Source organism: Burkholderia ambifaria AMMD (genome assembly GCF_000203915.1).
GTDB classification, from domain to species: domain Bacteria; phylum Pseudomonadota; class Gammaproteobacteria; order Burkholderiales; family Burkholderiaceae; genus Burkholderia; species Burkholderia ambifaria.
Window position 1 is genome coordinate 120,822 of sequence record NC_008391.1, and the last position, 20,382, is coordinate 141,203.

A 20,382-nucleotide genomic window follows, 5' to 3' on the forward strand; every position below is an offset into this window, starting at 1 on the left:
TTTGCGGGTGAACCAATAACCTTTGAGTCAACAATGGCGAAGCCGCCGAGGCGAGTTTCAGGAGACGACAGGCAATCCCGCCCACGCAGCGATTCTTCGCGAATTGCTCTCCTTGCAGACCAACAGCAGCATCACTGATGCGATAACGCCCAACGCTCGCTGAGCCAGAGGCGCCAACCGCCTCAGGTCGAACAAGGCTTCGTTGTTTCGAGAAGTATGCCGTCACCAAAGCGTGAGAAATCGCACGGGAACAACAACGTGTGACTGTGACAGGCATCAATCCGTGTCAGCGGATGACCGAAGAGAGTCCGCTTATGGAGGAAGACAATGCTGCAAGACGAAAAAAACGGCGCCGATATGCACGCCGCTCAGAGTCTGCTTTGCGCTCGCAATCTGACCAAACGCTATGGTGGCGTAAAGGCGCTCACTGGCGTGAGCCTCGAGCTGGCGCCTGGTGAGATTCACGCGCTGTGCGGGGAGAACGGAGCAGGAAAAAGCACGTTCATCAAGATTCTTGGGGGCCTCGTTCAGCCGGACGAGGGCGAAATCATCGTCGATGGATACCCACTGAAGCTTGGCCATCGCACCGACCCCAAACTCATCTCAATCGTTCACCAGGAGCTTGCTATCGTCCCGACGCTGTCGGTGCTCGACAATATCCTCCTGGGTGGCGCGGACCAGAGCGAAATCTACCGTCGCGGCCAGTACCGTGACGCCGTACGCGAACATCTGGATTCGGTCGGTCTGTCACATATCAAGCTCGAAGCGCCTGCGTCGCGTCTCAGTCTCGCCGAATGCCAACTGGTTGAAATTGCCCGCGGCATGTCGCGGCAAGCGAAGGTGCTGCTCCTCGACGAACCGACTGCAACGCTGTCGGACGCAGAGATTGTTCGCGTGTTCGAGGTCGCACGCCGATTGCGTGACCAAGGGACTGCGATGATTTTCGTGAGCCATAGGCTCGACGAAGTATTCGCGCTGACCGACCGCATTACGGTTTTCCGCAACGGCCAGCATGTTCTTACGCAACGCACGACTGACATGACGACCGCGGAAGTGGTCAAGGCGATGATTGGCCGCGAACTGGTGCATAGCAAGGTCAAACCGCCCGAGCGTCGCGCCAATGTCACGCCGCGTCTCTCGATTGACAATCTCTCCGTCACCGACAAGGTCAAGGACCTCTCGGTCTCGGTCGCGCCGGGAGAAATCCTCGCAGTGGTCGGGCAATTGGGTTCGGGCGCGGAAGTGCTCGTCGAGGCACTGGCAGGCCTGCGTGGCGACATCTCCGGCTCTGTGAAGCTCGATGGCCAGACGGTCAAGCTCGATAGCGTTCGCAACTCGCTGCGAGCGGGTATCGGATACGTCGCCGAAGACCGCGCTGACAAAGGCGTCTTTCTGGACGCGCCGATTGCCGTCAACATCACGTCCTCTGTGATGGCGAAATTCAGCCGGGCAGGTGTGATGCGACGAGCCGGGGAGCAAGAGGAGGCGCGACGTCTCGCGTCGATGTTCGCTATCGACCCGAAACGCCTTCCTCATGAAGTATCCACGCTCAGCGGCGGAAACCAACAAAAGGTTTCTCTGGCGAAAGCCGTCGCACTATCGCCACGCCTGCTGCTACTGAACGAGCCGACCCGGGGCGTCGACATTGGAGCGCGAAGCGAAATCTACGGGACGCTGCGCAGGATGGCGGATGACGGTCTTTCGATTGTCTTCTACTCGACTGACCTCGAAGAAATCCTCGAGCTTGCGGACTCCGTGCTGACCGTCTTCCGAGGCCGGATGGTCCGTCACAAGCCGAGATTTGAGATCGATGGCGACACGCTCCTGCATGACATCGTTGCGGGCGACGGGAGCACATCCCATGGGCATGTCTCATTCCGAAACCATTCTGTGGAGGTGGGCAATGCATAAGACCGCTCTTGAGCCCACTGTGCAAGTCCCTTCAACGGCGCTGAGGCGGTGGGCCGCAGCCTTGCTTGGAACAACCAGTATCCATGCCGCGTCGATTCGAATCGCAACCCTTCTTCTCATTGTCGTTGCCGCGGTCGTCGTTCCGCATTTCACCGAGTTCGGCAACGTTCAATCGTTGATGTACTCGGTCGCGGCGGTCGGCGTTGGGGCCATCGGGATGGCGCTCATCACACTCAGCGGGAATCTGTTCATGCTGTCGATGGGCGCGACGGCGGCCGTCTCGACCGTGATGTTCGCCGCGCTTATTCATCTGGGCCTGGGCGCAACACTGCTGCTCGTCGTGCTGAGTGGTCTTCTGATGGGCGCTATCCAGGGCGGAATCATCGCCATGGGCAAGGCGAACCCCATCATCACCACGATTGCCACTTCGTCAATCATCATCGGTGCGGGTGTCATTTTCACCGGGGGATTGACCGTTATCGGACGGGGCGACGCGACGTGGCTTGGGCAAGGCAAGTTGTTTGGATGGCTGCCGACCCAGATTGTGGTGTTGGCCGTCTTCGGGGCCATCGCGAGCTTCATCCTGCAGAAGTCGCGCATCGGCCGGGAAATTCGACTGATCGGGATGCGTGCCGAAGTTGCGCGCATCGCAGGTCTCCGGTTGATGGCGGCGACACTGGTCTGCTACGGGTTCGCCGGGGCCGCAGCCGCTCTCGCCGGGTCGTTGATTGCTTCGTCGTCGGCACAAGGCAACCTGACTTACGGCGTTGATCTGGACTTCAATGCAATCGCAGCCGTGCTGGTCGGCGGCATTTCGATTCGAGGCGGCCGCGGCCATATCTCGGACGCAGTGACGGGCGCAATCTTCCTCGCCGTCATCAGCAACATCCTCCTGGTCAGCGGAGTGAGCTATGAGTATCAATTGGTAGCCAAGGGCATCGTGGTCCTGGCGGCGGTCGTGTTCGGTGCACTGCTGGCCCGGCTCGGTCCCGGCCGGAAATGACAGGAGATTTGAAAATGGAACAGTCTCAGCGACTTCTCAATCTGGCCATTCGCCTCATACTGCTCGTAGGGATGCCAGTAATTTTCGGCCTTAGCGTCGACCATTATTTTTCGCAAGCGAACCTGTACGCAATCTTCCAGGCATTTGCCTTCCTGGGTATCGTGGCACTTGGTCTGTCGGTGACGATGGTCGCGGGCGAGTTCGACCTGAGTGTTGCCGCTACTGCGACGGTCGCCGGCCTGATTACCGTGAAGTTCGGTGGTGATAGTGCGTGGCTCGGCGTGCTGTCTGCGGTCATTTTCGGGGTGGTGGTCGGTATCGCGAATGCCGTGTTGCTGCCCTGGCTCGGTGTTTCCTCGTTGGTGACGACCGTGGGGTCCATGATGTTCCTCACCGGAGTCGGCTTCTGGCTCGCGGGTGGACGCGTGCTGAGTTATGGCAATCTCGATGTCAGCGACTTCCTCGACCAGAACGTCCTTGGAATCTTTTCGCTGCGTAGCCTCATCACGGTTCTCTGCTTCATCGTGGTAGCGCTCTTCTTGCGCTATACCACCCTTGGGCGGGATATCTACGCGTCGGGGGGCCATCGGAAGGCGGCGATTCAGAGCGGTGCACGGGTAGGCAAGGCACTGACGGTTGGCTTCATCATCTCCGGGGGGCTTGCGTCACTAGGCGGAAGCATGCTCTCCCTCAGCCTCGCGACAGCGTCGGCAACGATGGGAAGCAATATCCTCTTGCAGGCGGCCTCGGCGGCAATTGTCGGTGGCGTTGCGTTGGGCGGAGGCATTGGTTCGCCGCTTGGCGTTGCGATGGGCGTGCTGATTCTCACCGTGCTGAACAACGGACTCGGATTGCTGAATGCAACGTCAACGCAGATTCTTCTCGTCAATGGCCTGTTGCTCCTGATCGTCGTTCTGCTCGACGGGCGTCTTGGATCTGTTCTGGCTGCTCCGCTCGGACGACTCGCGCGACGAAAGGCAGCAGCGTAACCCTCAGGGTGCTCCATGACGGCCGACGCGCAAAGATCGCGTCGGCCGTTTTCTGTTTCTCTGATCGAAATCAGCTTGCTCGAAAGCAACGGCCGTAGCGGTAACGCCCGGCGCGCCTGGCTGGGTTTGCCGCTTGTGAGAGGGGCGAGAGCCATCGTGGTCGCTCGGCGGTGCGATGACTCTCGGGAGCATTACCGTCGATTTCAACAGGAGGATATCGATGCACTCAGCGATCTGGAACACTCGGTGCGTCAGGCCGCAAAGGTCATCCAGCGTTCTTCGAGATTGAGGTTCTTCACGCGCTCGATAAGGAAGTCAGTGAAAACTCGAATTTTCGCCGGCTGGTAACGCCGGCTTTGATACGCCAGGTTAATCGTCAGACGTGGCAGTTGCCAGTCTTCCAACACAGGAACGAGACGCCCCGACACGATATCGTCGTGGATGATGTAGAGCGGCTGCACGACAATTCCCAGTCCCGCACGTCCGGCCGCCACGATGACCTGGCCTTCATTCGAGTCCAGAGCACTGGCGATGGCGATATTGCGCTCCTCCTTTCCCCGACGCAGGTGTAGCAGATACGGGTCGACGGCAAGGTTGTACACGAGCATGTTGTGCTGCGCCAGGTCCTCTGGCTTCTGAGGCCGGCCATGGGTGGCGAGATAGGCGGGCGATGCGGCGAGCACGCGTCGCGTCTCGGCAAGCCTGCGGATCGTGATGCACGAATCACCCTCATGCTCCTTCGTGCGAATGGCGATATCTATCCCGGATTCGATGAAGTTCTGATATTGATTGGTTGCGGTGATCTGAACCGTCAGGTTGGGATAGCGCTTCAGGAATTCGGGAAGTGCTGGTGCGAGGTGCATCATTGCGAAAGATACAGAACTGGTCACCCGAAGTACGCCGCGTGGATTAACGACCTCCTCGGAAGCGATGGCGTCCGCTTCTGCCAGTTCCGCGATCACGGCGGTGCATCGGCGGTGATATTCGCGTCCTGCGTCTGTCAGCCACATTCGCCGCGTTGTCCGTTCTATCAATCTGGCACCGAGGCGCTCTTCCAACGAACTGAGCGTGCGGCTAGCTGCTGCATTTGACATATCGAGCTGCTCGGCGGCCTTTGACAAGCTGCCTAGGTCGGCAGTAAGCACAAACAACTGCAGCTGGGTCCAGCGGTCCATCGTTTTCCACTCCCTTCCTGTCGGAACAATCGAAGGTGATTCTTCCAACCCCTTCGTGGGCAAATATGCCGCAGGAAGTCGGGCAGATAAACCGACTGGATTTCGCAGATTCGTAGACTCAATTTCTACAATCGGCTGAGGCAGGTGCGTGTTTGCCGAGCCAGGCAACCGTGAACCGGCGAGGCCAATCTATTCTTCCGGCACGAGGAAATGTCATTTCACATGGAGGCATTTTATTTACCCAGGTGAAGCTTTACCTTTCGGGTTAAGACGCCTTGGCGCGCAAGGAGACATACACGATGCGCAACATCAACGAAGACACCATCACGCAAGCCGTTATCGCTTCGTTTTCCGACTGCAAGGACGCAAGACTGAGAACGGTGATGACGAGCCTTGTTCAACATCTTCATGCTTTTGCTCGCGACGTCCATCTCACCGAGGACGAGTGGTTCAAGGCAATCAGGTTTTTGACGGAGGTCGGCGATATCACCGACGACAAACGGCAGGAGTTCATTCTGCTGTCCGACACGCTCGGCCTTTCGATGTTGGTCATGTCGCAGAACAATCGGAAGCCATCCAACTGTACGGAAGCAACCGTGTTCGGGCCGTTCTATGTTGAGGGGGCGCCCTTTTACAACAATGGCGATGACATCTCCAACGGTGCAAAGGGGGCGCCCTGCTATGTGAGCGGGCAGGTGCGCGGCGCGGGCGGAGAAGTCATTCCCGACGCGCAAATCGACGTATGGCAATCGGACGAAGACGGCTTCTACGACGTCCAGAACCTGGACGAGGCGGGCAACGCTATCCATCGCGCTCGAGGTCGGCTGAAGGGCGATGCAGAAGGTTTCTTCAACTTTCGCTCGATTCTCGCCGAGGCGTACCCGATCCCGCACGATGGTCCCGTTGGTCGCATGTTGGCGGCCGTCGGCCGGCACCCGTGGCGGCCCGCACATCTGCATTTCATGATTGAAGCGCCGGGATACGAGACGCTCATCACTCATGTCTTCCGTGATGGCGACAAGTACCTCGATTCGGACGTGGTGTTCGGTGTGCGCTCGACGTTGATTGCCGAGTGGAAGCGTCACGAGCCGGGAGTGGCGCCGGACGGCCGGGAAATCGACGTTCCGTGGTACTCGCTCGAGTACGACTTCGTGCTTAACCCTTCGGAGGCGCACGCATGATTCGGCATATCGTGATGTGGCGAGTACGTGGAGATACGCCTGCGGAGCGCGAAACCGCGTCGAACCTTGTCAAGACGAAATTCGAGGCATTGCGTGGCCGCATTCCCGGAATGTTGCACCTGGAAGTCGGGCTTGATTACAGCCGGGTCGATTACGCGTGCGATGTGGTTCTCGTGACTGAGTTCGATTCTCGGGGAGCACTGGAAGCCTATGCGTGTCATCCCGAGCATCTGCGAGTGCGAAATGAACCTGGTGACCTGCGGATAGCAAGATTTCAGGTCGACTATCAGGCGGGTGCAGACTTGGGTTCAGACCATACAGCGGAGCCTCTTGATGCAAAAGCGTGAATTCGTTTACCAGGCACGGGCGGGTAGGGTCGTGTTCGGGCCGGGCAGTTTGCAGCACCTCGAGCGCGAAGTGCTTCAGTTGAACTCGGAGCGGGCACTCATTCTGTGCAGCCCGGAGCAGAAGGAAACTGGTGAAGCCGTTGCCGCGCGCCTCGGCAAGCGCGCCGCTGGGGTGTTCGACCGCGCAGTCATGCATGTGCCACTCGAGCTGGCCAAGGAAGCGCGCGCGCTGGCGCGGGAACTGCACGCTGATTGTGCCATTGCCGTGGGAGGTGGCTCGACTATCGGGCTCGGCAAGGCTATTGCGCTCGAATCGGACCTCCCGATTCTCGCTGTGCCGACGACATATGCCGGCAGCGAGATGACACCGATCTACGGCATCACCGATGCCGGTCTGAAAAAGACCGGTACCGACCTACGGGTATTGCCGAAGACCGTGATTTACGATGCCGACCTGACGATGTCCCTTCCGGTCGCGCTATCGGTTACGAGCGGCATCAACGCGATTGCGCACGCTGCGGAAGCCCTCTATTCGCGTGATGCGAACCCGGTCACCAGCCTGATGGCTGAAGAAGGAATTGCTGCGCTCGCGCGTGCACTGCCCGAAATCGTCGAGGATTCGCAAAACGTCGACGCCCGCTCTGATGCACTGTATGGCGCTTGGCTGTGCGGGACCGTCCTGGGCAGCGTTGGCATGGCGCTTCACCATAAGCTGTGTCATACGCTGGGCGGGAGCTTCAACCTCCCGCACGCGCAGACGCACACCGTCGTCTTGCCGCATGCGCTCGCCTATAACCGGGAGGCTGCGCCGGAGGCGATGCGGTGCATTGCACGCGCACTTGGCTCGGACGATGCTGCGTTGGGTGTCTTCCAACTCGCCAAGCGCTGCGGCGCACCACTTGCGCTCAAAGACATTGGCATGTCCGCCGGAGATGTGTCGAAGGCCGCCGATATCGCCAGTGCCAATCCTTACTGGAATCCGCGGCCAATTGAACGTGAAGCGCTCCTGGCGCTTTTGCAGGATGCTTTTGACGGTGTCGCGCCGCGCGCGGCGACGGCCTGACACCCGACGATTCGAATGCATCGAACCGATGCGCGGAGACAACCATGCACTTCACTGTCTACTGCCTTGACCACCCCGACATGGTCGAGCGTCGCCTTGAAAACTACGATGCTCACAAGGCTTATCTGCAGACTGCGCCTGTGAATACGCTCATTTCTGGTCCGCTGGCAAAGCCGGATGGCCAGACGATGATTGGCAGCTTCTTTCTCTACGAAGCTGATGACATCGGGGAAATAAAAGCATTCATCGAGGCCGACCCGTTCAACAAGGCGGGCATCTGGGCCACGGTCGATATCAGACCGTTCATCAAGCGGGTCGATAACCGCTAAATCCGTCGCCGCGCTGCGGTTTTGAATTTGCTGCTCGCCATGGCGAGCAGCGGGTCGCGCTCGTCCTCGAAAAACAGAGGGCTTCGGTGAAGGGAAGGACCCTTGGATTCCCCGGGCGCTTGCATCAGCACACAACACAAGATCGGAGACGTCATGGAAACAGGCCTTGAAGGGAGGATTGTGCTCATTACGGGCGCTGCGCAAGGCATCGGCCGCGCGACCGCGCTGGGATTTGCGCGGGAAGGCGCGCGTCTTTGTCTTGTCGACATCGACGCTGACGCCCTGGAAGAAGCACAGTCAGAGCTGCGCTCGCTTGGAACGAGCGTCACGATTGCGAAAGCGGACCTGTCCACGATCGGCGGAGTGAAGGGCGGCATTGACACGGTACTGAAGTCGTATAACGGCGAGGTGGACATTCTGGTCAACAACGTTGGTGCCGGGAAGGTCCGCGCGTTCGAAGAACTCTCGGACGAAGAGTGGGACTTCACGCTGAGTCTCAATTTCATGAGCTACGTCCGGACGTGTCGGTATCTGCTGCCGGTGCTGCGTACTCGTGAAAAGCCGGTGATCATCAACAACGCGTCGGACCTGGCGCGCCAGCCCGAACCTGTACCCATCGACTACTCCGCATCCAAGGCAGCAGTCCTCGCGCTCACGAAAGGCCTCGCGCGCGCCGAAGCGCCAAAGATTCGTGTGAACGCAGTGGCGCCTGGCCCGGTCTGGACGCCGTTCTGGACGAAGCAGGGTGGATTTGCAGACACGATGGGCAGGTTTCATGGAATGGCGCCAAAGGAAGCCGTCGAGCACGAACTGTCTCTGCGGCAGTTGCCGCTGAACCGATTGGGGCAGCCAGACGAGGTGGCAAATGTGATTGTCTTCCTCGCCTCCAACCTGGCGTCGTTCGTTACGTCGTCAGTGTGGGGCGTGGACGGAGGCAGCATTCGGAGTCTCATCTGAAGGTGGGCGAAAGCCGGGGCTGGGAGAAACCCGCATCGTTCACGGCCCATCGTTCCGAGGACCAGGATATGTCTGTCTCCGACCAGGTGATTCGCGCGAATGCGACGCAAAGAGAGCGCGCCTTGCTCGTTGAAGCGCTCGAGCTACTGATGCGTGAGCGCTCGAACGCACTTCGCATCGCAACTGCTGTCGCCAAGGCACGGGGAGAGCGAGTCCCTGAGGTGCATGACTTTGGTCTTGACGACATTCTGCGGCTCAGCCGCCGAATAGCTGAGGCTCCTTCTGCTGAAGCAACCGAAGGGCAGCCGAAGGTGATACGGCAGGACTCGAAAAGAACCGGGATGGGCAGACGAACTCTTTCCTGCCAAGTATCAAACCAAGAGTGAATAGCCGGCGCCGACTGATGTGCCGGCGGAATACAGGAGACTTACATGTTGCGTATTGCTGTGCTCGGTGCTGGGCGCATCGGAAGAATTCATGCGTCTAATGTCGCCTCTGACCGTCGAGTGAAACTTGTCGTCGTAGCCGACCCCAACAAGGAAGCGGCTCAGGCGCTTGCAACGGACCTTGAATGCGATGTATCCGTCGACTGCAAGGCGGTCGTCGATCGCGAAGACGTTGATGCCGTCGTCGTAGGCACGCCGACTGACACGCATATCGACCTGACGCTGCAGGCCGTTCGGCTGGGCAAGCCGGTTCTTTGCGAGAAGCCCATCGACCTCGATATCGACCGTGCACTTGCTGCGGTCGAGGAAATCGAGCGTCTGCAGGGGCGAGTGATGCTCGCTTTCAATCGGCGGTTCGACCCGGACGCGATGCGGCTCAAACAGGCCATCGAAGACGGCGAGGTCGGTGATGTTCGACAGGTCATTATCACGAGCCGTGACCCCGGGTTGGCGCCGCGCGAGTATCTTTGGCATTCGGGCGGAATCTTCCGCGACATGACCATTCACGATTTCGACACCGCTCGCTGGCTGCTTGGCGAGGATCCTGTTGAAGTGATGGCGATAGGCAACCGCCTGGTAGATCCGACGCTTGATGAGCTTCCGGACTACGACAGCGTGATGGTGTTGCTGCGTACGGCGTCCGGCAAGCAATGCCATATCAACGGTTCGCGCCAGGCGGTATATGGCTTCGATCAGCGTGTCGAAGTGTTCGGTTCGAAAGGCATGGTGCTCAACGAGAATCATCGCCCGTCGACTCTTCGCCGCTGGACCCGCGATAGCACCGAGGCGCGTGAGCCGCTTCTCAATTTTTTCCTCGAGCGACATGCGGACTCGTACAAGGTCGAGCTGGACCGCTTTCTGACGGCGCTTGAGACCGGCGCGCCCATGCCCGCGACGCCCCGCGACGGCATTCGCGCGCTGCGAATCGCGAACTGCGCCCTTGAAGCGGCTTACACGGGTTGCGCCGTCAAGATTTAAGCGCTGACGGTTGCGGCGGTCGAACCACTTCCGGCCCTTGGCTGGTTGACAATCCCTGATTTTCCGCCCTATATGGAGAATAAAATTCTTCAATAGGGCGGAGGCGACATGGCCCAAGTCGACACATTCAGCGGCGTCGTGATTTTCGTCACCGCCGCAAAATCGCGCAGCTTCACCGATGCCGCGGAGCAACTTGGATTGACCAAATCCGCAGTCGGGAAGGCCATCGCAAAGCTGGAAGACCGCCTCGGCGCGCAACTGTTTCACCGCACGACCCGCAGCATTTCACTCACGGCGGACGGGGAAGCGTATTTTGCCGCCTGCACGTCGGCACTCGACGAAATCGCCACGGCTGAAACTGCAATCGGCCCGGGCAACCAGCGGCCAGTAGGTCGATTGCGTATCGATATGCCAGCTGCGTTCGGGCGACGGATTCTTGTACCCATTTTGCTGGACATTGGTCGCAAGCATCCGGACCTGCAATTCACGATGACTTTCTCGGACCATCTGATTGACCCGATAGAAGAGGGTGTGGACCTTGTCATCCGCTTCGGCGAGCTTCAAAGTTCGGCTGGCCTGATAGCGCGTCGCCTGACCCGCCAGCGCATGTTGATCGCCGCCTCACCTGACTATCTGTCGCGGCGTGGAACGCCAGGTAACCTTGAAGCGCTGGAGCATCACTCGTGCGTCGTCGGCTATCGGCGCGGGCTTCCACTTTCATGGCGCGTGAAGATTAACGGGCAGGCCCAACGCATTTCGCCGCCTGGCACGCATCAAATCAGCGACGGCGACTCGATCGTGCAGGCAGCACTTGCCGGGATGGGGCTATGCCAGATGCCGATGTCGCTGTTGCGACCATACCTGGACTCCGGAGCATTGCTCCCAGTGCTTGAGGACGTTTCGAGCGAGCTGATTGATGTACACGCCGTCTGGCCGAAGGTGGCTCACTTACGACCGAAGGTGCGCCATGTGGTCGACACCTTGGTCGAAATTGCTGAGCAGGGGGGATTGGACTGATCCCTCGGCCGAGAAATTGCGCCGCGCGAGCCAACCATGGGCTTCGAAACGAATCGACCGGGACACGCCGTTTGCCGGGTAATGCCGATACAGGTATTGGCACTACCAGCCAAACCACTGTTTTTAATGGGTTTTTTCGCGTCGCGCCTGCGCCGCGGCGCGTTCTGCGTGGCATAATCGACCGCATCCGCAAGGCTTGTAGTCACAACGACCCCGCATACCCATGGCACAGACTCTCTACGACAAACTGTGGAATACCCACGTCGTCCACACCGAGGACGACGGCACGGCATTGCTCTATATCGACCGTCAGCTGCTGCACGAAGTCACGAGCCCGCAGGCATTCGAAGGGCTGAACGTCGCGCATCGCCCGGTGTGGCGCATCAGCGCAAACCTGGCCGTGTCGGACCACAACGTCCCCACCACCGATCGCAGCCACGGCATCGCCGATCCGGTCTCGAAGCTGCAGGTCGACACGCTCGATGCGAACTGCGATGCGTTCGGCATTACGCAGTTCAAGATGAACGACGTACGCCAGGGCATCGTGCACATCATCGGGCCGGAGCAGGGCGCGACGCTGCCGGGCATGACGATCGTCTGCGGCGATTCGCACACGTCGACGCACGGCGCGTTCGGCGCGCTCGCGCACGGCATCGGCACGTCGGAAGTCGAGCACGTGCTCGCGACGCAAACGCTGCTGCAGAAAAAGAGCAAGAACATGCTCGTGAAGGTCGAGGGCGCACTGCCGCGCGGCTGTACCGCGAAGGACATCGTGCTCGCGATCATCGGCAGGATCGGCACGGCCGGCGGCACGGGCTACGCGATCGAATTCGGCGGCTCGACGATCCGCGCGCTGACGATGGAAGGCCGGATGACCGTCTGCAACATGGCGATCGAAGCCGGCGCGCGCGCGGGCATGGTCGCCGTCGACGACACGACGATCGACTACCTGAAGGGCCGTCCGTTCGTGCCGACCGGCGCGGAATGGGACCAGGCCGTCGAGTACTGGCGCGAATTCAAGTCCGACGAAGGCGCGCAGTTCGACCGCGTCGTCGAGCTGAACGCGGCCGAGATCGTCCCGCAGGTCACGTGGGGCACGTCGCCGGAGATGGTCACGTCGATCGACGGTCGCGTGCCCGATCCCGAGCGCGAGAAGGATCCGGTCAAGCGCGACGCGATGGAACGCGCGCTGGCCTACATGGCGCTCGAGCCGAACACGCCGATGGAGTCGATCAAGGTCGACAAGATCTTCATCGGTTCGTGCACGAACGCGCGCATCGAGGACATCCGCGCGGCCGCGTATGTCGTGAAGAAGCTGAACCGTCGCATCGCATCGAACGTGCGGCTCGCGATGGTCGTGCCGGGCTCGGGCCTCGTGAAGGCGCAGGCCGAGCGCGAAGGGCTCGACAAGGTGTTCACCGATGCGGGCTTCGAATGGCGCGAGCCGGGCTGCTCGATGTGCCTCGCGATGAACGCCGACCGGCTCGATCCGGGCGAGCGCTGCGCATCGACGTCGAACCGCAACTTCGAAGGCCGGCAGGGCGCGGGCGGTCGCACGCACCTCGTGAGCCCCGCGATGGCGGCGGCGGCGGCGATCGAAGGCCACTTCGTCGACATTCGCCAGCTGGGGTAACGCGTGACGGCATCGAAGCTCATCGCGCGGCTGGTTGCCGCGCTGGCGCTCGCGGGGCTGGGCTTCGGCCTTGCGGGCTGCAATACCGTCCGAGGCTTCGGCCAGGACGTCAATGCCGCCGGCAACGCGCTGCAGCGCGCCGCGGACTGACGCCCGCCAGGAATTTGTCGATGTGCGCCGGCTGACTGCCGGCCCTTCAACCGGATAGACGGATCATGGAAAAATTCACAGTGCATACCGGCGTCGTGGCGCCGCTCGATCGCGAGAACGTCGACACCGACGCGATCATCCCGAAGCAGTTCCTGAAGTCGATCAAGCGTACGGGCTTCGGTCCGAACGCGTTCGACGAATGGCGTTACCTCGACCACGGCGAGCCGGGCCAGGACAACTCGAAGCGCCCGCTGAACCCGGACTTCGTGCTGAACCAGCCGCGCTACCAGGGCGCATCGGTGCTGCTCGCACGCAAGAACTTCGGCTGCGGCAGCTCGCGCGAGCACGCGCCGTGGGCGCTGCAGCAGTACGGCTTCCGCGCGATCATCGCGCCGAGCTTCGCCGACATCTTCTTCAACAACTGCTACAAGAACGGGCTGCTGCCGATCGTGCTGACCGAGCAGCAGGTCGATCACCTGTTCAACGACACGTATGCGTTCAACGGCTATCAGCTGACGGTCGACCTCGACGCACAGGTCGTGCGCACGGGCGACGGTCGCGAGTATCCGTTCGAGATCGCCGCGTTCCGCAAGTACTGCCTGCTGAACGGCTTCGACGACATCGGCCTGACGCTGCGTCACGCGGACAAGATCCGCCAGTTCGAAGCCGAGCGGCTCGCGAAGCAGCCGTGGCTCAACAACAAGCTGGTCGGCTGAGATTGCCTTCGGGCGGGCGCGCATGACGCGCGCTCGCCGACCCGCCACCACCACCTACCCAGTCAGGAATAACGCATGAAGATTGCAGTGCTGCCCGGCGACGGCATCGGTCCGGAAATCGTCAACGAAGCCGTCAAGGTGCTGAACGCCCTCGACGAACAGTTCGAACTCGAGCAGGCGCCGGTCGGCGGCGCGGGCTACGAGGCGAGCGGTCATCCGCTGCCGGACGCGACGCTGAAACTCGCGAAGGAAGCGGACGCAATCCTGTTCGGTGCGGTCGGCGACTGGAAGTACGACTCGCTCGAGCGCGCGCTGCGCCCCGAGCAGGCGATCCTCGGGCTGCGCAAGCACCTCGAGCTGTTCGCAAACTTCCGCCCGGCGATCTGCTATCCGCAGCTTGTCGATGCGTCGCCGCTGAAGCCGGAACTGGTCGCGGGCCTCGACATCCTGATCGTGCGCGAACTGAACGGCGACATCTACTTCGGCCAGCCGCGCGGCGTGCGCGCGGCGCCGGACGGCCCGTTCGCCGGCGCGCGCGAAGGCTTCGACACGATGCGCTACTCGGAGCCGGAAGTGCGCCGCATCGCGCACGTCGCGTTCCAGGCCGCGCAAAAGCGCGCGAAGAAGCTGCTGTCGGTCGACAAGTCGAACGTGCTTGAAACGTCGCAGTTCTGGCGCGACGTCATGATCGACGTGTCGAAGGAATACGCGGACGTCGAGCTGTCGCACATGTACGTCGACAACGCGGCGATGCAGCTCGCGAAGGCGCCGAAGCAGTTCGACGTGATCGTGACCGGCAACATGTTCGGCGACATCCTGTCGGATGAAGCGTCGATGCTGACGGGCTCGATCGGCATGCTGCCGTCGGCGTCGCTCGACAAGAACAACAAGGGTCTGTACGAGCCGTCGCACGGTTCGGCGCCGGACATCGCGGGCAAGGGCATCGCGAACCCGCTGGCGACGATCCTGTCGGCCGCGATGATGCTGCGCTACTCGCTGAATCGCGCCGAGCAGGCCGATCGCATCGAGCGCGCGGTGAAAACGGTGCTCGAACAAGGCTATCGCACCGGTGACGTCGCGACGCCGGGCTGCAAGCAGGTCGGCACGGCGGCGATGGGCGATGCGGTCGTCGCCGCGCTGTAACGCGCAGGGCGATGACGTACGGCAATTAATGTAGAAAGGGTGCGAACGGGCCGTGAAATCGGCCGGTTCGCGCAGGGTTGGCCGTTGTGCGGCCAACCGGCTTTGTGTAGACTCGAACGATGGCGCTGATTTCCCTGATCTCCCCGGTCCTGAAACTCCACGGCAACATTGCCCGTGTGGGTACGCGCGCCATCGTCATCACGAAAACCATTACCACGAAAACGATCATTAAACGCTGATCGTCCGTCGTGCCCGCCTGTTTCCCCGCGCGGTCACGCCGGGGGCGGAAATGGCGGGGAAGCTCCATTCAAAGGGTTAGTCATGAACGTAGGTCTCGTAGGTTGGCGCGGCATGGTCGGCAGCGTGCTGATGCAACGCATGCAGGAAGAAGGTGATTTCGACCTGATCGAACCGGTGTTTTTCAGCACCAGCAATACGGGCGGCAAGGCGCCGTCGTTCGCGAAAAACGAGACTACGCTCAAGGACGCGACCAACGTCGACGAGCTGAAGAAGTGCGACGTGATCATCACGTGCCAAGGCGGCGACTACACGAACGACGTGTTCCCGAAGCTGCGCGCGGCCGGCTGGAACGGCTACTGGATCGACGCGGCGTCGTCGCTGCGGATGAAGGACGACGCGGTCATCATCCTCGATCCGGTCAACCTCGACGTGATCAAGGACGCGCTCGTCAAGGGCACGAAGAACTTCGTCGGCGGTAACTGCACGGTCAGCCTGATGCTGATGGCGCTCGGCGGCCTGTTCCGCGAGAACCTCGTCGACTGGATGACGGCGATGACCTACCAGGCCGCATCGGGCGCGGGCGCGCAGAACATGCGCGAACTGCTGTCGCAAATGGGCGCGCTGCACGGCGCGGTGCAGGAACAGCTCGCCGATCCCGCTTCCGCGATTCTCGACATCGATCGCCGCGTGCTCGCGACGATGAACAGCGATGCGATGCCGACGAGCCACTTCGGCGTGCCGCTCGCCGGTTCGCTGATTCCGTGGATCGACAAGGATCTCGGCAACGGGATGTCGAAGGAAGAGTGGAAGGGCGGCGCGGAAACCAACAAGATCCTCGGCAAGCCGGCCATGGGCGAGCCGGGCTCGATCCCGGTCGACGGCCTGTGCGTGCGGATCGGCGCGATGCGCTGCCACTCGCAGGCGCTGACGATCAAGCTGAAGAAGGATGTCCCGCTCGACGAAATCAACGGCATCCTCGCGTCGGCGAACGACTGGGTGAAGGTCGTGCCGAACGAGCGTGAAGCGTCGATGCGCGACCTGTCGCCGGCGAAGATCACCGGCACGCTGACGGTGCCGGTCGGTCGCCTGCGCAAGCTCGCGATGGGTGGCGAATACCTGTCGGCGTTCACGGTCGGCGATCAGCTGCTGTGGGGCGCGGCCGAGCCGCTGCGCCGCATGCTGCGTATCCTGCTCGACAAGTAAGGATTCGCGCGTGAAGCGAGACGCCTGCCAGCCCCTTGCGGGGCGGCAGGCGTTTTTCATTGGGCCGCGCCGGGCAGGGGCGGCCGCATTCGTCGGCGACGAATTCGGCCGGAACGCGATCGTGTGAAGTAAACTATGCGGTTACGACGCGCAGAGTCGCCGAAAGCGTCGCGTTCTGCGCGACGCTTTTGCATTTCTGCGGCGACTTTATTGACGCTTCCCTACGCGAATCCGAGCCGCGCCCGCGCGCGGCGATTGAGCCTACGATGTCCCGAATTTCCTTGTTTCCGCGTCAGTCCCGTCTGTCGCGCGCCGTGCGTGGCGCGCTGGCGATCCTGGCGCTCGGCACGGCCGTGTCGGCCTGGGCGGCCGACACCGGCGAGCTGGCGGCGTCCGCCGCCGGCGGCCCCGCGCCGCTCAATGTGACGGTCCAGCCGGGCCAGTCGTTGAACGACCTCGCGAAAGCGGCCACGCAGTCGCACGACCCGGCCGTGCTCGCGCGCGCCGGCCGTGCGCTGTTCGACGCCAATCCGCAGGCGTTCATGAAGCGCGACCCGAGCCGCCTGAAAGTCGGCGCGACGCTGACGGTGCCGGCGCTCGACGCGACGGGCGCGGCGCTCGTGCCGGCCGGTGCGTCGAGCGCGTCCGGTGCATCGGCGGTGTCGGCGCCAGCGTCGGCGGTGGTAGCCGCGTCAGGCACGGCTGCGGCCGCAGTCGCGCAGCATGGCGCGTCCGCGCCGCACCCAGGCTCGGCGGTGCAAAGCGCGCCGGCCGCATCGGCTGCGCATGCGGCGCCGGTCAGCGGTGCAAGCGTCGCGGTGGCGGCAGGGGCGTCGGCGCCGATCGGCGCATCCGCCGCGCATGGCGCGTCGACGGTCGAGCCCATTCAGCCGGCAGCGCCTGCGGCTGGCGCAAGCGGGCCGCACGTGTGGAGCGGCGCAATCCAGTCCGCACCGTCGTCCGCGAGCGACGCCGCTGCCCAGGTCACACCGGGCGGCGCGGCGCAAGGCATGCACGAACCGTCCGCGGCGGCACCCGTCGCGGGCGCGTCGCAGCCTCGGCCGTCGAGCCTTCAGCAACTGCTCGCCCTGAAGAACCGCGTGCTGATGGAGCTGCAGAAGCACGGGATCGGCAAGCCGGCCGACACGAACAACGTTGCACCGGCGCGCGCGCCGGCTCCGGCGCCCGCTGCGCCGCGCCCCGCCGCGAATGACGCAGGTGCATCGGCTGCCGCGCCTGCATCGGCCGCAAGTGAGGCGTCTGGTGTGGTCGCCAGCGCGGTGCAGCCGGCATCGGCGCCCGTGCAGCCGGCCGTGCCGGTCACGACCGCCGCGCCCGCGCGCGGTGCGGCAAAGATCGACTGGCGTCCGACAGCAATGGCCGGTGGGGCCGTGCTCGTTCTCGCGGCCTGGTTCGCGTGGCGCAAGCGCCGGAAAGCGCGGCCTGCCGATGCGATCGCCCCGGAATCCGGCGGAGCGGCTGCCGTCGATGCCGGCGCATCGTCGTCGCCCGTCGAACCCTTGCCGCCGATCCTTCCCGAGACGCCGCTCGCACGCGACGCGGCGGCCGATGTGAACCTGATCGCGGCTACCGCGGCAGCGGCGGGGGCCGCCGACACGCATGAAGCCGAGGTCGCGTCGCCGCCGGAAACCGCGAAGCCGCACGACGATCAACCGGAAGTACCGCCCGCGCACACCGAGCTCGAGCGCGACGCAGCGCCGGCCTCGCACGACGTGAAGCCCGTTGCGGAAACGGCCGCGGACGAGCCGCTGCAAACGCCTGCGGCGCCGTCGACGAACGACGCGCAGCACGCGGCGCTGATGCAGAACGCGATCAGCGCGCTCAACAGCCTCGACATGCCGTTGCCGCCGCGTCAGGCGGACGAGCCGGCCGCACGGGAAGGGCGAGCCGAAAGCGAAAGCGAGCAAATCGCAACTAACGGTCAATCCGCGTCACACCCGCCAGTTGGCGCGAGCGATCTGTCACCGGAACACCCGGCCGAGCAGGACGACGAGTTCGATTGGGATCCGGATGCGGCGACGCCCGCACCGCACGCGGGCGGTGCATCCGCGCCGTCGTCGCTGCCGCCGCTCGGCGGCGCGCAGTTCGGCGCGTTGAAACTGGATTTCGATCTCGACCTGCCATCCGCGCCGGGCGCCGCGTTGCCCGCGCTGACGCCGGAAGAGCTCGCGCGCATCGCGCGCAACAAGCTGGATCTGGCGTCGGAGTACGTCGAACTGGGTGACCTGTCCGGCGCGCGCACGCTGCTGCAGGAGGTAATCGACGCGAACGATGCCGCGACGCGCGACGATGCGCGTGCGCTGCTCGCGAAACTGGCGGACGAGGCGTAATGAGGATCGCGCTGGGAGTCCAGTACGACGGCGCGGCGTTCTGCGGCTGGCAGGCGCAGCCGCACGGCAAGACCGTGCAGGACGCGCTCGAGCGCGCGCTCGGCGAATTCGCGTGCGTGCCATTGCACACGACGGTCGCGGGGCGCACCGACACGGGCGTGCACGGGCTCGGGCAGGTCGTGCACTTCGACACGGACCTCGACCGCACGGATTTCTCGTGGGTGCGCGGCACCAACGCGTTCCTGCCGTCGACCGTTTCCGTGCAGTGGGCGAAACCGATGCCGGAAACGTTCCACGCGCGTTTCGCGGCATTCGAACGCACCTATTACTACGTGCTGTACGTGCATCCCGTGCGCTCGCCGATGCTGGCCGGCCGTGCCGGATGGATCCACACGCCGCTCGACGACGACGCGATGCGCGCCGCCGCCGCGCACCTGATCGGCGAGCATGACTTCTCGTCGTTCCGGTCGTCGGAATGCCAGTCGAAGACGCCGGTCAAACACCTGTACCAGATCGACGTGCGGCGCTCGGGCCACTTCATTCATTTCCGCTTCCGCGCGAACGCGTTCCTGCACCACATGGTGCGCAACCTGATGGGCTGCCTCGTCGCGGTCGGGCGCGGCCGCTATCCGGCGGACTGGCTCGCCGACGTGCTGGCCGGGCGCGACCGCACGCTCGCCGCGCCCACGTTCATGGCCGACGGGCTGTATCTTGCCCATGTCGGCTACCCGGCGGAATTCGCCGTCCCGCCCGCGCAACTCGGCAGCGTGCCGTGGAGCAGCGTCTGGGCCGATCTGGACCTACCATCATGACGGATCACGCCGTGCCTTCTCCGACCTCCGCCGCGACCGGCCTCGCGCCGCGCACGCGCATCAAGCTGTGCGGCCTGTCGCGCCCCGAGGACGTGCTGCACGCCGCGGCACTCGGCGCCGACGCGATCGGCCTCGTGTTCTACCCGAAGAGCCCGCGCGCGGTGTCGATCGCGCAGGCGGCCGAACTGGCGCGCCTCGCGCCGCCGCTCGTGTCGGTGGTCGGGCTGTTCGTGAACGCGACCGAAGCCGAGATCGACGCAGTCGTGCGCGAGGTGCCGCTCACGGTGCTGCAATTCCACGGCGACGAGACGCCCGAGCAGTGCGACGCGCTCGGCCGCGCGGCCCGCCTGCCGTGGTTGCGCGCGGTGCGCGTCGGCCCCTCGACTCAGCCGTCTGATTTGGTAGAATCGGCACTTCATTATTCGAAAGCGCGCGGCCTCCTGTTCGACACCCTGGTGCCGGACTACGGCGGTAGCGGCAAGGTCTTCGATTGGTCTCTTATTCCCGCAGAGCTCGCGCATCGGGCCGTTTTGAGTGGTGGCTTGAGCGCGCAAAACGTCGGTGATGCGATCCGCCAGTTGCGCCCGTTTGCTGTCGATGTCTCGAGTGGCATCGAAGTGGAGGGCGCGAAGGGCGTGAAGGATCACGCCCGGATGGCGGCGTTCGTACGCGCGGTGCGCGAAGCGGACGCCCGGTGATGCAAGAAGGTGCGCCCCCCGAACGCGGGGCGCGCCGACC

21 protein-coding genes are annotated in these 20,382 nt (G+C 63.1%); 20 read left to right on the forward strand and 1 reads right to left on the reverse strand.

What is annotated here, in order from left to right:
* The first annotated feature begins 327 nt into the window (after positions 1 to 327).
* Genes BAMB_RS16790 through BAMB_RS16800 form a run of 3 tightly spaced genes read left to right on the forward strand, consistent with a single transcriptional unit; the run spans position 328 to position 3,903 of the window.
* Positions 328 to 1,911, forward strand: a complete 1,584-nt coding sequence (locus BAMB_RS16790) for a sugar ABC transporter ATP-binding protein (RefSeq protein ID WP_011658367.1) — start codon at positions 328 to 330, stop codon at positions 1,909 to 1,911.
* A complete protein-coding gene (locus BAMB_RS16795) occupies positions 1,904 to 2,914 on the forward strand; it encodes an ABC transporter permease (protein ID WP_011658368.1) in 1,011 nt (336 codons plus the stop codon). The genes BAMB_RS16790 and BAMB_RS16795 overlap by 8 nt, the downstream gene beginning before the upstream one ends.
* Positions 2,915 to 2,928: 14 nt before the next feature.
* The gene (locus tag BAMB_RS16800; RefSeq protein WP_011658369.1) at positions 2,929 to 3,903 is read left to right on the forward strand and encodes an ABC transporter permease; all 975 of its coding nucleotides are present in this window, start codon (positions 2,929 to 2,931) and stop codon (positions 3,901 to 3,903) included.
* A gap of 251 nt (positions 3,904 to 4,154) precedes the next feature.
* Here the strand turns inward: BAMB_RS16800 and BAMB_RS16805 are convergent, their stop codons facing one another.
* Positions 4,155 to 5,078 (reverse strand): LysR family transcriptional regulator, encoded by a 924-nt coding sequence (locus tag BAMB_RS16805; RefSeq protein WP_011658370.1) that lies wholly within the window; start codon positions 5,076 to 5,078, stop codon positions 4,155 to 4,157.
* A 299-nt stretch (positions 5,079 to 5,377) separates the two neighbouring features.
* Here BAMB_RS16805 and BAMB_RS16810 point away from each other — a divergent pair, with 299 nt between their 5' ends.
* The 17 genes from BAMB_RS16810 to BAMB_RS16880 all read left to right on the forward strand — a co-directional run bounded on the left by BAMB_RS16810 (position 5,378) and on the right by BAMB_RS16880 (position 20,342).
* Positions 5,378 to 6,259 carry an intradiol ring-cleavage dioxygenase gene (locus tag BAMB_RS16810; protein ID WP_011658371.1) on the forward strand — a complete coding sequence of 294 codons (882 nt, stop codon included), beginning with the start codon at positions 5,378 to 5,380 and terminating at the stop codon, positions 6,257 to 6,259.
* Entirely contained in the window at positions 6,256 to 6,606 is a 351-nt protein-coding gene (locus tag BAMB_RS33940) for a Dabb family protein (protein ID WP_011658372.1), read from the forward strand. Before BAMB_RS16810 ends, BAMB_RS33940 begins: the two co-directional genes overlap by 4 nt.
* The gene (locus tag BAMB_RS16815) at positions 6,593 to 7,669 is read left to right on the forward strand and encodes a maleylacetate reductase (RefSeq protein WP_011658373.1); all 1,077 of its coding nucleotides are present in this window, start codon (positions 6,593 to 6,595) and stop codon (positions 7,667 to 7,669) included. The genes BAMB_RS33940 and BAMB_RS16815 overlap by 14 nt, the downstream gene beginning before the upstream one ends.
* A 44-nt stretch (positions 7,670 to 7,713) precedes the next feature.
* Positions 7,714 to 7,998, forward strand: coding sequence for a YciI family protein (locus BAMB_RS16820; protein ID WP_011658374.1), 285 nt, complete (start codon positions 7,714 to 7,716; stop codon positions 7,996 to 7,998).
* Between the two features lie 153 nt (positions 7,999 to 8,151).
* The gene (locus BAMB_RS16825; RefSeq protein ID WP_011658375.1) at positions 8,152 to 8,955 is read left to right on the forward strand and encodes an SDR family NAD(P)-dependent oxidoreductase; all 804 of its coding nucleotides are present in this window, start codon (positions 8,152 to 8,154) and stop codon (positions 8,953 to 8,955) included.
* Between the two features lie 68 nt (positions 8,956 to 9,023).
* A complete protein-coding gene (locus BAMB_RS35900) occupies positions 9,024 to 9,341 on the forward strand; it encodes a hypothetical protein (protein ID WP_175705525.1) in 318 nt (105 codons plus the stop codon).
* A 45-nt stretch (positions 9,342 to 9,386) separates the two neighbouring features.
* Positions 9,387 to 10,379, forward strand: coding sequence for an inositol 2-dehydrogenase (gene iolG / locus BAMB_RS16830; protein ID WP_011658376.1), 993 nt, complete (start codon positions 9,387 to 9,389; stop codon positions 10,377 to 10,379).
* Between the two features lie 108 nt (positions 10,380 to 10,487).
* Positions 10,488 to 11,396, forward strand: a complete 909-nt coding sequence (locus tag BAMB_RS16835; protein ID WP_011658377.1) for a LysR family transcriptional regulator — start codon at positions 10,488 to 10,490, stop codon at positions 11,394 to 11,396.
* A 223-nt stretch (positions 11,397 to 11,619) separates the two neighbouring features.
* Positions 11,620 to 13,029 (forward strand): 3-isopropylmalate dehydratase large subunit, encoded by a 1,410-nt coding sequence (gene leuC / locus BAMB_RS16840; protein ID WP_011658378.1) that lies wholly within the window; start codon positions 11,620 to 11,622, stop codon positions 13,027 to 13,029.
* A gap of 3 nt (positions 13,030 to 13,032) precedes the next feature.
* The gene (locus BAMB_RS16845) at positions 13,033 to 13,179 is read left to right on the forward strand and encodes an entericidin A/B family lipoprotein (protein ID WP_011658379.1); all 147 of its coding nucleotides are present in this window, start codon (positions 13,033 to 13,035) and stop codon (positions 13,177 to 13,179) included.
* A gap of 65 nt (positions 13,180 to 13,244) precedes the next feature.
* The gene (gene leuD, locus BAMB_RS16850; protein ID WP_006754088.1) at positions 13,245 to 13,895 is read left to right on the forward strand and encodes a 3-isopropylmalate dehydratase small subunit; all 651 of its coding nucleotides are present in this window, start codon (positions 13,245 to 13,247) and stop codon (positions 13,893 to 13,895) included.
* Positions 13,896 to 13,970: 75 nt separating this feature from the next.
* Positions 13,971 to 15,038: a 3-isopropylmalate dehydrogenase gene (gene leuB / locus BAMB_RS16855; protein WP_011658380.1), complete on the forward strand. Its 1,068-nt coding sequence runs from the start codon at positions 13,971 to 13,973 to the stop codon at positions 15,036 to 15,038.
* Positions 15,039 to 15,157: 119 nt separating this feature from the next.
* Positions 15,158 to 15,277, forward strand: coding sequence for a 3-isopropylmalate dehydrogenase (locus BAMB_RS33950; RefSeq protein ID WP_082089636.1), 120 nt, complete (start codon positions 15,158 to 15,160; stop codon positions 15,275 to 15,277).
* 82 nt (positions 15,278 to 15,359) lie between these two features.
* Positions 15,360 to 16,481, forward strand: a complete 1,122-nt coding sequence (gene asd, locus BAMB_RS16865) for an aspartate-semialdehyde dehydrogenase (protein ID WP_006756674.1) — start codon at positions 15,360 to 15,362, stop codon at positions 16,479 to 16,481.
* Positions 16,482 to 16,747: 266 nt separating this feature from the next.
* Positions 16,748 to 18,832, forward strand: a complete 2,085-nt coding sequence (locus tag BAMB_RS16870) for a FimV/HubP family polar landmark protein (RefSeq protein ID WP_011658381.1) — start codon at positions 16,748 to 16,750, stop codon at positions 18,830 to 18,832.
* Positions 18,832 to 19,644: a tRNA pseudouridine(38-40) synthase TruA gene (truA, locus tag BAMB_RS16875; protein WP_011658382.1), complete on the forward strand. Its 813-nt coding sequence runs from the start codon at positions 18,832 to 18,834 to the stop codon at positions 19,642 to 19,644. Before BAMB_RS16870 ends, truA begins: the two co-directional genes overlap by 1 nt.
* Complete coding sequence (locus BAMB_RS16880) at positions 19,641 to 20,342, forward strand: phosphoribosylanthranilate isomerase (protein WP_011658383.1); 702 nt, start codon at positions 19,641 to 19,643, stop codon at positions 20,340 to 20,342. Before truA ends, BAMB_RS16880 begins: the two co-directional genes overlap by 4 nt.
* Positions 20,343 to 20,382 lie beyond the last annotated feature (40 nt).

Coding starts and splice junctions, on each gene's coding strand:
- BAMB_RS16790 (WP_011658367.1), top strand. CDS start 328: ATGCTGCAAGACGAAAAAAACGGCGCCGATATGCACGCCGCTCAGAGT.
- BAMB_RS16795 (WP_011658368.1), top strand. CDS start 1,904: ATGCATAAGACCGCTCTTGAGCCCACTGTGCAAGTCCCTTCAACGGCG.
- BAMB_RS16800 (WP_011658369.1), top strand. CDS start 2,929: ATGGAACAGTCTCAGCGACTTCTCAATCTGGCCATTCGCCTCATACTG.
- BAMB_RS16805 (WP_011658370.1), bottom strand. CDS start 5,078: ATGGACCGCTGGACCCAGCTGCAGTTGTTTGTGCTTACTGCCGACCTA.
- BAMB_RS16810 (WP_011658371.1), top strand. CDS start 5,378: ATGCGCAACATCAACGAAGACACCATCACGCAAGCCGTTATCGCTTCG.
- BAMB_RS33940 (WP_011658372.1), top strand. CDS start 6,256: ATGATTCGGCATATCGTGATGTGGCGAGTACGTGGAGATACGCCTGCG.
- BAMB_RS16815 (WP_011658373.1), top strand. CDS start 6,593: ATGCAAAAGCGTGAATTCGTTTACCAGGCACGGGCGGGTAGGGTCGTG.
- BAMB_RS16820 (WP_011658374.1), top strand. CDS start 7,714: ATGCACTTCACTGTCTACTGCCTTGACCACCCCGACATGGTCGAGCGT.
- BAMB_RS16825 (WP_011658375.1), top strand. CDS start 8,152: ATGGAAACAGGCCTTGAAGGGAGGATTGTGCTCATTACGGGCGCTGCG.
- BAMB_RS35900 (WP_175705525.1), top strand. CDS start 9,024: ATGTCTGTCTCCGACCAGGTGATTCGCGCGAATGCGACGCAAAGAGAG.
- iolG (WP_011658376.1), top strand. CDS start 9,387: ATGTTGCGTATTGCTGTGCTCGGTGCTGGGCGCATCGGAAGAATTCAT.
- BAMB_RS16835 (WP_011658377.1), top strand. CDS start 10,488: ATGGCCCAAGTCGACACATTCAGCGGCGTCGTGATTTTCGTCACCGCC.
- leuC (WP_011658378.1), top strand. CDS start 11,620: ATGGCACAGACTCTCTACGACAAACTGTGGAATACCCACGTCGTCCAC.
- leuD (WP_006754088.1), top strand. CDS start 13,245: ATGGAAAAATTCACAGTGCATACCGGCGTCGTGGCGCCGCTCGATCGC.
- leuB (WP_011658380.1), top strand. CDS start 13,971: ATGAAGATTGCAGTGCTGCCCGGCGACGGCATCGGTCCGGAAATCGTC.
- BAMB_RS33950 (WP_082089636.1), top strand. CDS start 15,158: ATGGCGCTGATTTCCCTGATCTCCCCGGTCCTGAAACTCCACGGCAAC.
- asd (WP_006756674.1), top strand. CDS start 15,360: ATGAACGTAGGTCTCGTAGGTTGGCGCGGCATGGTCGGCAGCGTGCTG.
- BAMB_RS16870 (WP_011658381.1), top strand. CDS start 16,748: ATGTCCCGAATTTCCTTGTTTCCGCGTCAGTCCCGTCTGTCGCGCGCC.
- truA (WP_011658382.1), top strand. CDS start 18,832: ATGAGGATCGCGCTGGGAGTCCAGTACGACGGCGCGGCGTTCTGCGGC.
- BAMB_RS16880 (WP_011658383.1), top strand. CDS start 19,641: ATGACGGATCACGCCGTGCCTTCTCCGACCTCCGCCGCGACCGGCCTC.